Source organism: Halopseudomonas xinjiangensis (assembly GCF_900104945.1).
Taxonomy (GTDB): Bacteria; Pseudomonadota; Gammaproteobacteria; order Pseudomonadales; family Pseudomonadaceae; genus Halopseudomonas; species Halopseudomonas xinjiangensis.
The window spans coordinates 1465865-1479573 of sequence record NZ_LT629736.1; the positions used below are offsets into that span (position 1 = coordinate 1465865).

Annotated in this window: 9 protein-coding genes; 2 read left to right on the top strand and 7 right to left on the bottom strand. The window is 61.1% G+C overall.

Annotated elements, in window-relative coordinates; genetic code table 11:
- Positions 1-11: 11 nt before the first annotated feature.
- From ureC to rmuC, 5 genes are all read right to left on the bottom strand, one after another.
- Positions 12-1712: an urease subunit alpha gene (gene ureC, locus BLT85_RS06715; RefSeq protein ID WP_093392444.1), complete on the bottom strand. Its 1701-nt coding sequence runs from the start codon at positions 1710-1712 to the stop codon at positions 12-14.
- A 25-nt stretch (positions 1713-1737) separates the two neighbouring features.
- The gene (locus tag BLT85_RS06720; protein ID WP_093392446.1) at positions 1738-2043 is read right to left on the bottom strand and encodes an urease subunit beta; all 306 of its coding nucleotides are present in this window, start codon (positions 2041-2043) and stop codon (positions 1738-1740) included.
- A gap of 10 nt (positions 2044-2053) precedes the next feature.
- A complete protein-coding gene (ureA, locus tag BLT85_RS06725) occupies positions 2054-2356 on the bottom strand; it encodes an urease subunit gamma (RefSeq protein WP_093392449.1) in 303 nt (100 codons plus the stop codon).
- Positions 2357-2369: 13 nt separating this feature from the next.
- A complete protein-coding gene (locus BLT85_RS06730; protein ID WP_093392451.1) occupies positions 2370-3227 on the bottom strand; it encodes an urease accessory protein UreD in 858 nt (285 codons plus the stop codon).
- 357 nt (positions 3228-3584) lie between these two features.
- Entirely contained in the window at positions 3585-5180 is a 1596-nt protein-coding gene (rmuC, locus tag BLT85_RS06735; RefSeq protein WP_093392453.1) for a DNA recombination protein RmuC, read from the bottom strand.
- Positions 5181-5380: 200 nt separating this feature from the next.
- Here rmuC and BLT85_RS06740 point away from each other — a divergent pair, with 200 nt between their 5' ends.
- Together BLT85_RS06740 and BLT85_RS06745 are read left to right on the top strand one after the other, a co-directional pair.
- Positions 5381-7177, top strand: a complete 1797-nt coding sequence (locus BLT85_RS06740) for a DUF1302 domain-containing protein (protein WP_093392455.1) — start codon at positions 5381-5383, stop codon at positions 7175-7177.
- Between the two features lie 16 nt (positions 7178-7193).
- The gene (locus BLT85_RS06745; protein ID WP_093392457.1) at positions 7194-8567 is read left to right on the top strand and encodes a DUF1329 domain-containing protein; all 1374 of its coding nucleotides are present in this window, start codon (positions 7194-7196) and stop codon (positions 8565-8567) included.
- Positions 8568-8656: 89 nt separating this feature from the next.
- Here the strand turns inward: BLT85_RS06745 and BLT85_RS06750 are convergent, their stop codons facing one another.
- Complete coding sequence (locus BLT85_RS06750; RefSeq protein ID WP_172829816.1) at positions 8657-11338, bottom strand: LuxR C-terminal-related transcriptional regulator; 2682 nt, start codon at positions 11336-11338, stop codon at positions 8657-8659.
- Between the two features lie 193 nt (positions 11339-11531).
- The gene (locus BLT85_RS06755; protein WP_093392461.1) at positions 11532-13619 is read right to left on the bottom strand and encodes a PQQ-dependent dehydrogenase, methanol/ethanol family; all 2088 of its coding nucleotides are present in this window, start codon (positions 13617-13619) and stop codon (positions 11532-11534) included.
- Positions 13620-13709: the final 90 nt, after the last annotated feature.

Consider the following 13709-nt stretch of genomic DNA (forward strand, 5'->3'; position numbering starts at 1 on the left):
TCCTCAACCAGTCAGAATAAAAAGTAACGCTGCGCCAAGGGCAGCACGTCTGCCGGATCGCACAGCAGCGCGACACCATCCGCCTCGACCACGTAAGTCTGTGGATCGACGCTGATCTGCGGCATGTAGTCGTTGAGTTTCATGTCCGTCTTGCCGATGTTGCGGGTGTTGCGCACGGCTTCGAGCCGACGTGACAGCCCTAACCGCTCGCCAATGCCCGCCTCCAGCGCAGCCTGGGAAACGAAGGTGATGCAGGTGTGGTTCATCGCTTTGCCAAGGGCGCCGAACATCGGGCGGTAATGCACCGGTTGCGGTGTCGGGATTGATGCATTGGGATCGCCCATCGGCGCTGCGGCGATAGCGCCGCCTTTGAGGATCAGGCTCGGCTTGGCGCCGAAGAACGCCGGTTTCCACAGGACCAGATCGGCCAGCTTCCCGGCTTCGATCGAGCCGACGACGTGCGCCACGCCCATGGTGATCGCCGGATTGATGGTGTACTTGGCCACGTAGCGACGCGCGCGGTAGTTGTCCGACCAGTCGTTGTCCTCGGGTAGCTCGCCGCGCTGCACTTTCATCTTGTGCGCGGTCTGCCAGGTGCGGGTGATGACCTCGCCGACCCGGCCCATGGCCTGCGAGTCCGAGGAGATCATGCAGAAGGCACCCAAGTCATGCAGGATATCCTCTGCGGCGATGGTCTCGCGGCGGATGCGGGAATCGGCGAAGGCGACGTCTTCGGCTATCGACGGATCCAGGTGGTGGCAGACCATGAGCATGTCCAGATGCTCATCGACGGTGTTGATGGTGTAGGGCCGCGTCGGGTTGGTCGAAGACGGCAGGACGTTCGGCTCGCCGCAGGCCTTGATGATGTCCGGCGCATGGCCACCGCCGGCGCCTTCGGTGTGATAGGTGTGGATCACGCGGCCCTTGATAGCAGCCAGGGTATCCTCGACGAAGCCGGACTCGTTCAGCGTATCGGTATGGATCGCCACCTGCACATCATAGGCATCAGCGACGCTTAGGCAGCAGTCGATGGCCGCCGGCGTGGTGCCCCAGTCCTCATGCAGTTTGAGCCCCATCGCACCGGCTTCGATCTGTTCTTCCAGCGCATCAGGCAGGCTGGCGTTTCCCTTGCCGAGAAAGCCCAGGTTCATGGGCAAGGCTTCGGCCGCCTCGAGCATGCGTGCGATATGCCAGGCGCCCGGCGTGCAGGTCGTGGCGTTGGTTCCGGTCGCCGGGCCGGTTCCACCGCCGAGCATGGTGGTGACGCCGGACATCAGCGCTTCCTCGACCTGCTGCGGGCAGATGAAGTGGATGTGCGCGTCAATGCCGCCAGCGGTGAGAATCATCCCCTCCCCGGCGATGACTTCGGTACCCGGCCCGATGATAATATCCACCCCCGGCTGAATGTCCGGGTTGCCGGCCTTGCCCAGATGCTGGATAAGACCATCCTTGATCGCTACATCGGCCTTGACGATGCCCCACCAGTCGAGGATCAGCGCATTGGTAATAACGGTGTCCGGCGTATCGGCTCTGCCACGCTGGCTCTGGCCCATGCCGTCGCGAATCACCTTGCCACCACCGAACTTCACCTCCTCGCCGTAGCGGGTGTAGTCCTTCTCGACGCTGATCCACAGTTCGGTATCGCCGAGTCGAACCCGGTCGCCCGTCGTGGGGCCGTACATCTCAGCGTAAGCCTGCCTGCTTATTTCCATGTTCTCTCCCCCTTGCGACAGGCGTTCAAAGGCTGCCCATGACCTGGCCGCGAAAGCCGTAGACCTTGCGCTCACCGGCCAACGCAACCAACTCGATCTCGCGGCTCTGGCCCGGCTCGAAGCGCACCGCGGTGCCGGCGGCGATATTCAGGCGAAAGCCGCTCGCCGCTTCACGGTCAAAGCGCAGCGCCGCGTTGGTTTCGGCAAAGTGATAATGCGAGCCGACCTGAATCGGTCGGTCGCCGGTGTTCGCTACGCTCAGGCGCAGCGTCTCGCGTCCCTCATTGAGGGTCAGCGAGCCTTCCAGCGTCTGGATTTCTCCGGGAATCATTGGCCGGGCCTCATACGATGGGATTGTGCACGGTCACCAGCTTGGTGCCGTCGGGAAAGGTCGCTTCGATCTGCACTTCGGCCAGCAGCTCCGGCACACCGGGCATGACCTGTTCGCGGGTCAGCAGCGTGCGCCCGAAACTCATCATCTCCGCCACGCTACGGCCGTCGCGTGCGCCTTCCATGATTGCCGCGCTGATATAGGCCATGGCTTCCGGGTAGTTCAATGTCACGCCGCGAGCCAGGCGGCGCTCGGCCACCAGCGCTGCGGTAAACAGCATGAGCTTGTCTTTCTCACGGGGCGTAAGCTCCATGGGTGCACTCCGTTCAGGTGTTCCAGATTCGCGGCGCGCAGGCGGGCCGTCCATTGATGCGCGGGCGTAGCTGTTGCCACAACCGCATGAAGGTCAGTCGTGCATGCTCGGCCGAGTCGCCCAGGTAGCGTCCGATAAGCAGACCGTGTCGTTGCGTCAGGGCCAGTTGTGGGATGGCCGCGCAGTCCTCACGCAGCGCATCCAGCTCGGTGCGATCCAGCGTGAGCGTGCCGAGCCAGGTGCCGCTTACGCTGCAGCCACCCAGCCCCCAACGCGCCGACAGCAGCGGATCACCGCCATCGAATCGGTTGTGCTCGATATACAGCGGCCGGCCGGCGCGCCAGATATCCAGTTGTTGATCGACGCGGCCTGCTGTGAAGCCCTCGCCTGCAGCCGGCCGACCCAGACACAGCAGATCCCACAGACAGACGCGCGCATCACCCAGCAGGTCCACCCGCGTGGTCAGCCGGGCGTTGCAACCCTCATAAGCGATGGTGTCTTGCGGCAGATATTCAAGCGAGCCGCCCGCAGCGACCGTGAAGCGGTTGAGCTGCTGCTGTAGCGTGCCGTTTTCGCGCGCCCGGTAGCATTTGCCGGAAGACGGCGTGGTGAGCAACACCGACGCGCCCTCGCCGACATCGGTATTCAGACGCAGAGTGTCCCCGCTTACCAGGCCGCCAGGCGGATGAAGAATATAGACATGGGGGCACTGCGGGCCTTCCGGATGAAGCGGACGCTGAACACGGAGCGGACCCCGATGGGCGAGTCGATCGATTACGGAGCGTCCCGCGCGATTGACGATGCCCATATCCAGGCCAGCCTGCCAGCTCACTGCACTATCGAGTTGCTCGAGATACCACGCTGCGGTCATGTCGCCCTGCCCTGTCTACGGATAACCGGACAGAGCAATAGGCGTGCCAGCAGGGGCTTGGCTCAGGCTTGGTAGGGTTGCGGGATCAAAAGCTCAGGGATGGGTCGAATCGTTTTGGTGCGGCGCAAAACACACGCACCAAAACAAGGCGGCAAGAATAGAGCGGGATTATGGCAGGCGTGCCACAAGAAAATCGTGCAGCGAACCGACGATCGAACGCCTCGCCTTCGAGATAGTCGGGAATCGGCACACCGAACTGCTTGCCCTCGGGATCGATTCCGGGAGCGCGCCGAGCAGCTCGGTTTCAGCGCCCAGCGCGACACTGTCATCAATAAGCAGACTGCGTTGCAGACGCGCTCACCGCTCGTCGTTGACGGATTCCGGCGTTTGCTCCGGCACGGCATGTCCGAGCTCCAGACCGCCACGATCGGTCCACTGCTCGCCAAGTTCTGCTTTAACAGAGACGCCCAACTCTTTGAAATCGTTGACTTGCTTGACCAAGTTACCGCGTCCGTTCACCAGCTGATCGCACGCCTTTTGATAGGCATCGGTCGCCGATTCCAGGTTCTTGCCGATCTTGTCCATGCTGCCGAGGAAGGTCCGCAACTTGTCATGAACCTTGGCTGCGCGGTCGGCCAGTTCAGCGGTATGTCGGTTCTGATCTTCGAAGCGCCACAACTGGCGGACGATATTCAAGCTGGTCAGCAGCGTGGTCGGTGTAGCGACCAGCACGTTCTGCTCGATAGCTTTCTGGAAGAGTTTCTCGTCCGCTTTCAGCGCCTCGACGAAGGCCGATTCGATCGGGATGAACATGAACACCATTTCCGGCGCGTTCAGGCCTGGCAGGTCGAAGTAGTTACGGTCGGACAGTTCACGAATGCGTTGCCCGATGGCCTGGACGTGCTCGGCCAGCGCGATATTGCGCTCGGCATCATCTTCGGAATTGATGTAGCGCGTATAGGCATTGAGCGACACCTTGGCGTCGATGATCAGATGCTTGCCTTGCGGCAGGTACACCAGCACATCCGGACGTTGGCGCTGACCCTCTGCGTTGGTGAAGCTGACCTCTCGCTTGAAGTCCTCCCCTGCACGCAGGCCGGAACGCTCGAGCACATTTTCCAGAATCAACTCGCCCCAGTTGCCCTGGGTCTTTTTCTGCCCGCGCAGCGCGGTGCTCAGATCATGCGCTTCCTGGGTGATCTGCCGGTTCAGCTCCTTGAGGTGCATCAGCTCCTGCGCCAGCGCAGCCTGTTGCTGGGTATCCTTGTGATGAATATCTTCAACCTTGGTGCGGAACTGGTCGATTTGTTCACGAAACGGCTTGAGCAACGCGTCGAGTGACTGCTGACTGTGCTGGGAAAACGCCTGCCCTTTCGCCTCGAAGATACGCCCCGCCAACTGTTCAAATTCCATTTTCAACTGCTCGCGGCTTTCCTTGAGCAATTGTTGTTGTTCGGTGAAGTGTTGCTGGCGATGTTCCAGGCTGTTGCGCAATGTCGAGTGCTCGACATTCAGTTGCTCATGCACCGTCTGCAGCTCCACCAGCCGAGCGGTAAGCGCTTCGCGCTCGCCGCGTAGCTCCTCCATTTGCCGCAGCTGTTCGCGGCTCATGGTTTGCGCCCGCTCGGCCTGCACCTGCCAGTCATGGCTCAGGCGCTCGGCCTCAGTCAAACGCACGGAGATCTCCTTGTGTTGGGCGCGCAAGGCGTCGAGCGTTTCCTGCACATGTTCCAGCCTAGCTTCCAGCGTGCCGTGGCGCGCCTGGTGCTGATGACCCTCGACTTCGAGACGGTGACCACGCTCGCGCTGTTCTTCCAGCTGGACGATGGCTGCCTCGAGCTCGGCCTGGCGCTGGCTCTGACGGCGCAGGAGCAATGCGGCGGTTGCGCCCCAGCCTATCAGCGAGGCGAGAGCAATGGCGCCCATGAGCAGTTGAATGTCTGAAAACGGCATGGCGGGTCTCCCTTGGCAAGGACCGCATTATCCGCCTGGCGCGGTCAGTTGCAACCTCCACCGGCGAGCGTCCCCCCCATAAGGGGGGTTCAGGGTTCAACCGGAGCGGCATAGTGTCGAGTGGGGTGCGAAAGGCCGTGACAGACGGCGCGCAGACATCGCCCCGGTGACAACAAGAAAAAGCCCGACGCGAGGGAATCATGAGCAGAATAACTACAAAAAATCTGGTCTGGGGCCTCAAGCCTCTGACCGTCGCGGTCGCTCTGGCCGCAGCAATGCCGGCTCACGCGGTACGCTTCGATATTGGTGAGGTGCAAGGTCAGTTCGATTCGCAGCTTTCCATTGGCTCGGCCTGGAGCACTGCCGAGCGCGATGAGGATCTCATCTGGATCAACAACGGGGGCCGGGCCAATGCGGCCAACTCCGACGACGGCCGCCTGAACTACGAAAAAGGCGATGTCATCTCGACCATTTTCAAGGGCACACACGACCTCTCGCTGCAGTACGGTGACACCGGCGTCTTCGTGCGTGGCAAGTACTGGTACGACTTCGAGATGAAGGACGGTAGCCAGGATCTGTACGACATCGACGACAGCGGCCGCCGGGATCTGGCCAAGGCCTCCGGGGCCGAACTGCTCGACGCCTTCATCTATCACAATTACGCCATCGGCAGCATGCCCGGCTCGGTGCGTGTCGGCCGCCAGGTCGTAAGCTGGGGCGAAAGCACCTTCATCCAGAACAGCATCAACAGCATCAACCCGGTCGATGTTGCGGCGTTTCGCCGTCCCGGCGCGGAAATCAAGGAAGGATTGATTCCGGTAAACATGCTTTACCTGTCCCAGAGCCTGACCGAAAACCTCGGGATGGAGCTGTTCTATCAGCTCGAGTGGGATCCGCTGGTACTCGATAACTGCGGCACCTTCTTTTCGTTCACCGACTCGGTAGCCAAGGGTTGCAACTACACGGTAGTCGACGGCACCCAGCTCAGCGGTGGGCCGATGGTCTACGTCCCGCGTCTGGAGAATCGCGAGCCGACCGACAGCGGCCAGTTTGGCGCCGCCTTTCGCTGGTTCGTGCCGGCGCTGAACGACACCGAGTTCGGCCTGTATGCGATGAACTTCCATAGCCGGACCCCGTTTTACAGCAACGTCGCGGGAACCGGGGCACCAACCGGAGCGGCCTACAATTCGCATCTCGATGTCGTCGAGGTACCGCTCGATGCGGGTTATTACATCGACTACCCCGAGGACATCCGTCTGTATGGCCTGAGCTTCCAGACCAACCTGGGCGGCATGTCGGTATCCGGCGAAGTCAGCTACCGACCCAACCAGCCGCTGCAGATCAGCACCAACGATACCGTGGCCGCTGCACTGGGTGGCGGCGCCAACCCATTCACGCCAGTCAACCTCAGCGGCTACTACCCCGGCCTGGTTCCAGGCGTTCCGGCCCCGGCTGGCTACGATATCCGTGGTTACAAGCGGATGCCGGTCACCCAGGCCCAGGTAACGGCCATCCATTTCATGGATAACGTGCTCGGTGCCGACCGGCTCTCGCTCGTAGGAGAAGTGGGCTACAACCATATTGGCGGGCTGAAGAGCGGCCCCGACGAGCTACGTTTTGGCCGTGATTCGATCTTCGGTTCGGGAGAACTGGCTGTGCCTGGCCTGTGTGAAACAGCGGTCAATACGGCGCAACCGCAATACTGTTCGGACGAGGGCTTCTATACCCAGCATTCGTGGGGCTATCGACTGGTCGCCGCGCTGGATTACAGCGGCTTCGCCGGTGTTGCGCTGACGCCGAGCCTGGCGTTTTCCCATGACGTGGAAGGCTACGGCCAGAACTTCAACGAAGGCGCCAAGGCCGCCAGCGTCGGCCTCAACGCCTTGTACAACAATAAATACAACGCCAGCCTGAGCTACACGAACTACTTCGGTGGCGACTTCAATACTCTGACCGATCGCGACTTCGTTGCCGTCAGCGTCGGCGTGAATTTCTGAAGCACGGAGAACAACAATGAAATCAATCGCACAAGCTAGTCGCCGCACCTTGGCCCTGCTCGCCCTGAGCACACTCGCCGTCAGCGTCCACGCAGCGGTGTCGCAGGAAGAAGCGTCCAGGCTCGGCAACGAACTGACCCCGCTGGGCGCCGAGCGCGCCGGCAATGCCGACGGCACGATTCCCGAATGGACCGGTGGCATGCCGACCGATGCAGCCGCAGTCGACAAAGACGGGTTCTACTCGGAGCCCTTCCCTGACGACAAGATCCTGTTCACCATCACGGCGCAAAACGCCGAGCAGTACAAGGACAAGTTGAGCCCGGGCCATATGGCGATGTTCACCCGCTACCCGGAAACCTACCGGATGCACGTCTACGAGACCCGCCGGACCAACACTGTTCCGACCGAGATCGAAGAGGCGGTCGCGCGCAACGCCGTGAATACCAGGCTGGTCGAAGGCGGAAACGGGCTGGAGAACTTCGATAGCGCCTACCCTTTCCCTATTCCGCAGAGCGGCGTCGAGGTGGTCTGGAACCATATCACCCGTTACCGTGGTGGTAGCCTCAAGCGAACCATCGCCCAGGCAACCCCGCAAGCGAACGGCTCAAACACCATGGTCATCTTCCAGGACGAATTCACCTTCGCCACCGCCCTCACCGACTATGGCCCGAAGATTTCCGACAACCTGATGTTCTATTTCACCCAGCGGGTGCTCTCGCCTTCGCGTCTGGCCGGCGATGTGCTGCTGGTGCATGAAAACATCAACCAGGTGAAGGAGCCGCGCCTGGCGTGGATTTACAACGCTGGCCAGCGCCGTGTGCGTCGCGCGCCGCAGGTCGCCTATGACGGTCCGGCTTTCGGCGCCGATGGCACCCGCACCGCTGACAACTACGATCTATACAACGGCGCACCGGATCGCTATGACTGGAAACTGGTTGGCAAGCGCGAGATGTACATCCCGTACAACAACTACAAGATCGCCTCGCGTGACGTCGAATACGAAGACATCATCCAGGCCGGACACATCAACCAGGATCTTGTGCGCTACGAGTTGCACCGCGTATGGGAGGTCGAAGCTAACCTGCGGGACGGCCAGCGTCACGTCTACGCCAAGCGTCACTTCTTCATCGACGAAGACAACTGGCAGGCCGCGGCGATCGACCATTACGACGGCCGCGGCGGTCTCTGGCGGGTCGCTGAAGCAATCGCCCAGCAGCGCTTCCAGGTGCAAGTGCCCGGTTATGCCATCGAGACACTGTATGACCTGCAAAACGGCCGGTACGTGGCGCTGGGCATGACCAACGAAGAACGTAACAACTACGATCTGGATTTCAAGGCATCGTCTGCCGATTACACCCCCAACGCGTTGCGCGCCTCGGGTATTCGCTAGCCCTCCGCTCCCCGGTATCAACCGGGGAGTACCAACTCCTTCGTTGCTGAGCCTTGCGCTTCCTCGTGACTGCCGGGGAAGCGCCTTTTTCACCCTCCCTGGCGCAACATCACCGCCGCCTGTGCGCGGTTATCCACCTTGAGTTTGGCGAAGATACTTTTCATGTGGGATTTGATGGTTTCCGGCGCCACGTTCAGATCGCGGGCAATCTGCTTGTTCGACTTGCCTTCGGCAACCAACTGCATCACCTGTCTCTCTTTGACGGTCAAATCCAGCAGTGCAGCGGCCTGCCGTTCATCCTGCTGAATACCTACGCCGGCATCGGCGCGGATCTGCCGGATTCGTTGCCAGACAGAAGGCACAATCGACTCCTGACAGCGGGCATCCTGATCTCCGAGTGGACAGTCGAATACGATCGCCAACGCGCCGCTCTGCTCGACGCTCATCAGTACCTGTTCAAGCAAAGCCGGATCGTTGCCAGGGTGCTGATGCAAATCTTGCACGAGGCCCAGCGCCAGTCCCAGCTCGGCGTGCCAGAGTCGCAGCTCGCGATCGTGCAACCTGAGCGTCAAAGCCTGCGCCTTGTCTATCAGAGCTTCGTCGAGATCATCCCGATGCATGGCCAGCCAAAGCGCGGACAAGGTCGCGTATACGTCGAATTCCCAGGTCGGCGCGTCGGTGTGTCGCGTCGATAATTCAGCGAGTCCACTGACGCAAGCCGCCGCCTCGCGAAATTTGCCGTCCAGCAAATTGATCCGGGATCTCTCCATCAGCACCCTGGCGCGCAATCTGTCCCAATCGTGGATGTTGGCGAGTCCTTCCAACTGTTCCAGCAGGCGCCGGGCACGTTGATGCTGGCCCTGATGCCAGGCGAGCCTGGCACTGGTGCAATAGGCCGCCGCGGTGCAGTCGAGGAATCCGGCCATGTCGACCAGGTCAATGCCCTGGGCGAGACAGGCCTGCGCCGCGGTCCGATCGCCGAGCAGATATTGCAGCTGGGCTATCACTGCCTGAGGCAATGCCACCAATGCCGGGTTGGGCCGCTCCGGCATGTCGGCGAAACGAGCCGACACGCGTTGCAGGAATTCGGTCAGATCGTTAATGCCGTCCTGCAGCCGTCCCTGTATCGATTGCGCCAGAGCGTGCAGCGATTGGCGGTAGCAATCGTGAAACAGCATGCCCGCCGGCATGCCCGGTCCGCATAGCGTCGGTGGAACGGTGTAGAACGCATCCCAGCGACCGGCGTGGAAATGACTGCAGCTGATCAGGTTGAGCAACACATTCCGGACCCAGGGACGTAACGTTGCCGATCTGTAGCAGGTTTCCGCTAGCGGGCCGGAAATGTGATTCTGGTCTGCCAGGCCGGCCAGCATGGCCTCCAGCGAGCGCATCTCCCACTCGATCCAGACACCTTCCTCGCCCATCGAGGTGATGTCCGAGGTTATCTCGGCCATCATCGCCCGCGCGCTGTCAGGCTCCAGCGCCACGCCTAACGCCCAGGCCCTGGCTATCTTGAGCGCCAACGGTGCACCCGAGGAATGCGTTTGCCAGCGTTTTTCCAGCGAAACCAGTGCGGCGAAATCGCCCTGCTCCAGTAGCTGCATTGCACAACCTTCGATCCAGCCGCGGACCGCATCGAGATGCCCGCCCTCCATTCCCAGCCGGATAGCATCGAGCCAGCGCTCGTGTCGGGCGCACCAGTCTGCCGCGGTCAACAGAAACCGGTTCGCGTCTTCGCCATTGCGCCGCAGATATCGGACCTTGAGATATTCGCGGAACATCGGATGCAGACAGTACCAGGCGCGGCTGTCATCCAAGGATTGGATGAACACCGATTGATCCAGCAGCGCATCGATCAGGCCAAAGGCGGCGTGCTCACCGAGCACATTACGTAGCATCGCATCGCTGAACTTGTCGAGCATGCCCAACGGCAAAACCGCACGGCGTTGGCCCGCGGGAAGGTATTGCAGCGCCTCGTCGAACACGTGGCGGATACAACGCATGCTCGCCCCGTGACTCGATCCGGTCGATGCCGGGGCTTGCAGACAGGCACGCAGCCCGGTGACCCAACCCTCGGTGTACCGCTGCAACTCAGCCAGTTCGAGGCTCGACTCGGCGCCTGCCTTACGCAGCAGATCGCGGGTTTCATCAAGCTCGAAACGCAGCTCGATGGCGCCCAGTTGCAGCAGGTCATCGAGATAGAGATTCTGCTTGATTGCGGTCGGGATAGCGCTTCTGGAACACAGCACCAGATGAGTCGAACCGGGAGCACGTTGCAAGAGCCTGCTCAGCGCGCCGACGAGGACTTCATCATCTACCCGATGACAGTCGTCGATGAACAGAACCAGAGGGCGTGCAGCCTGGCTGAGGGTGTTGATCAGCTCTATGATCGACCTGGGCTGTGCATGCTGCCCTTCCACACCCAGAGGATCGAAGGCCTGCGCCACCGCGGCAAACAGGTACCGATGGATGTCCTCGACATGCTGGTCCTCGTCATCCAGCGAGAGCCAGCCAACCGCGTGCCCGCGAGCCGCAAGATCGTCGCACCAGATGGTTGCCAGCGTGGTCTTGCCGTATCCTGCCGGGCCTTCCAGCACCGTCAGACGGTGCTCGGCGACGCGTGCATGCAGGTCTTCGAGTCTTGGCCGGGGAAGGATATTGCGGCCGCGCCGCGGTGGGATAAGCTTGGTTTTCAGCAGTGGCGGACAATCGTCACGAGGCTCGGCTCGGAGAGGACGATCGGGAATCAGTGCGCCTGTTCTCATGCTCATCGAGTCTTTCCATGCTGGTCGGGCTGATGGATTACCAGCCTCTTTTTGTTGTATGTGCCTGATCGGCACTTGCCCCAGCATAGCAGTGAACAGCGACGAGGGGAGCGTCTGGCGAGCCAGCGTCCCCCATCATAAAACGCGTTGATTTAGAGCAAATACTCAGCGCTATGGACCTTTCGGTCCGAGTCGGACGCTATTGTTGGCTTCCAGCTGCCTTCATCGCCTCGGTCCAGGTCTGATATTCCCGATGCCGGACGTAGGTCAGGATCTGCCTGGCCTGCTGTTCGCTAAGGCTGTCACCAAAGGCGGCCATGCCTTTCGACTGAAATGCCCCGTGCAGAACAATAGCCTCCCACGCCTGACGCACCGCATCCGGTGAATGGCGCAGATCCGGCAACACGCCTCCACCGACGACCCCTGTGCCGTGACATACGGCGCAATAAGCAGCATACAGATCCGAACCTGCCTTGATATCCTCTTCCGATGCCACCACCGGCTCAGGCGTGCGTTGGCTCTGCGGCACATCTCCAAGCGTCGGCAGGCTTGCCTTGCCATCGAGCTTGAAGACCAGCATACGACTAACATTGCGCACACCAGTGGCCACTACCGCATCACCACCGAACAGTGCAGCGGAACCGCCCCAACCAGCCATCAGCGCTACGTACTGTTCGCCTTCGTGGCGATAGGTCATAGGCCCGGCGATAACGCCGGTTTGCGCGTCGAACGACCACAACTCCTTTCCCGCATCGGCGCTGTAGGCCTTGAATTTGCCCGCAGCGGTGCCCTGAAAAACGAGATTGCCGGCCGTTGCCAAGGTTCCGCCATTCCAGTGATGCGGATATTCGACGCGCCAGGCAGCTTCTTGCTTGGCCGGATCCCAGGCGATCAGCGCACCGGATGTGTAGTCGCGCGGCAACTCGGTGATTTCAGATGAGCCCGAACCGGTATTGAAACCATGCTTGGGTACGTAACTCTTGCCCTCGTTACTGTAGATCCCAGGCACTTCCTGATACGGGATATAGACCAGCTTCGTCAGCGGGCTGTATGACATCGGGTGCCAGTTGTGCGCCCCGAATGGGCTTGGCCACATTGTCACCGCTTCTTTCTCGTAGCGGGCGCCGGGGACTTCCACAGGTCGGCCGGTGGCCATGTCGATGCGCTCGGCCCAGGTTACCTTGCCGAACTTCTCCGCCGAGATGAGTGCGCCGCTTTCGCGGTCCAGCACATAGAAAAAGCCGTTCTTTGGCGCCTGCATCAACACCTTTCGCGGCTTGCCGTCGACCTCCAGCTCCGCCAAGGTGATTTGCTGGGTGGCGGTAAAATCCCAGGTGTCGCCCGGATTGACCTGGTAGTACCAGGCCAGCCGACCGGTATCAGGCTTGATTGCCAGGATCGAGGACAGGAACAGGTTGTCGCCGCCGCCTGGGCTGCGGATTTCCCGGTTCCAGGGCGAACCGTTGCCGGTTCCCACATAGAGCAGGTCCAGCTCCGGATCGTAAGCCATCGCGTCCCAGGCGGTACCGCCGCCACCAAGCGACCAGTCGGTATCCTCGCTCCAGGTTTTCGCCGCTTCGGTCAGCTCTGGATGCTCCACAGGCTGCGATGGGTCCGCCGGCACGGTGTAGAACCGCCAGCGCATCTCGCCTGTTTCCGCATCGTAGGCTGAAAAGTAGCCGCGCACACCGAGCTCAGCGCCGCCGTTACCGATCATCACCATGCCTTTGACGATACGTGGCGCCGCGGTGATGGTGTATGGCTTGCTGTTGTCGGTTGTCTGCTTGGTCCATACCGGCTCACCGGTTTTGGCATCGAGCGCAATGAGGCGGCCATCCAGCGTGCCTACGTAAACCTTACCCTTCCATAGCGCCACGCCGCGGTTGACCGCGTCGCAACAGGCGTGGCGTCCCTTGGCCTTGTTCACCTCGGGATCGAAGCTCCATAAGATTTTTCCCGAATCGGCGTCGACCGCCATGACGCGGCTCCAAGACAACGAGGTGTACAGAACGCCGTCGTGATAAAGCGGCGTCGCTTCCAGCCCGCGGTTGTTGTCCAGGTCGATAGACCAGGCGAGTCCGAGCTTCGCCACGCTGTCCTGGTTGATTTCTTTCAGCGGACTGAAGCGTTGTTCAGCGCGGGTTCGACCATAGCTCAGCCATTCACCGTCGCTCTGCTCGCGCAGCGCCTGTTCATTGACTGGTGCGGCCAGGGCAGTCAGGGAAAGACCACCAAACGCCCACAGCAGAGCCAGGGTAGAACGCGGGTTGGGTATTATTATTGTCATCATGGTTTCCCTTGAGCTTGTACGTCTATGGCGGCCGCTTCCCGTTCAGAGGTGCGAGCCGGCTCACCGGCATGCTTCGAATGTATGCGG

Bases quoted from the DNA above. Each gene is read 5' to 3' on its own strand.
- ureC (WP_093392444.1), bottom strand. From the start codon at position 1,712: ATGGAAATAAGCAGGCAGGCTTACGCTGAGATGTACGGCCCCACGACG.
- BLT85_RS06720 (WP_093392446.1), bottom strand. From the start codon at position 2,043: ATGATTCCCGGAGAAATCCAGACGCTGGAAGGCTCGCTGACCCTCAAT.
- ureA (WP_093392449.1), bottom strand. From the start codon at position 2,356: ATGGAGCTTACGCCCCGTGAGAAAGACAAGCTCATGCTGTTTACCGCA.
- BLT85_RS06730 (WP_093392451.1), bottom strand. From the start codon at position 3,227: ATGACCGCAGCGTGGTATCTCGAGCAACTCGATAGTGCAGTGAGCTGG.
- rmuC (WP_093392453.1), bottom strand. From the start codon at position 5,180: ATGCCGTTTTCAGACATTCAACTGCTCATGGGCGCCATTGCTCTCGCC.
- BLT85_RS06740 (WP_093392455.1), top strand. From the start codon at position 5,381: ATGAGCAGAATAACTACAAAAAATCTGGTCTGGGGCCTCAAGCCTCTG.
- BLT85_RS06745 (WP_093392457.1), top strand. From the start codon at position 7,194: ATGAAATCAATCGCACAAGCTAGTCGCCGCACCTTGGCCCTGCTCGCC.
- BLT85_RS06750 (WP_172829816.1), bottom strand. From the start codon at position 11,338: ATGAGCATGAGAACAGGCGCACTGATTCCCGATCGTCCTCTCCGAGCC.
- BLT85_RS06755 (WP_093392461.1), bottom strand. From the start codon at position 13,619: ATGACAATAATAATACCCAACCCGCGTTCTACCCTGGCTCTGCTGTGG.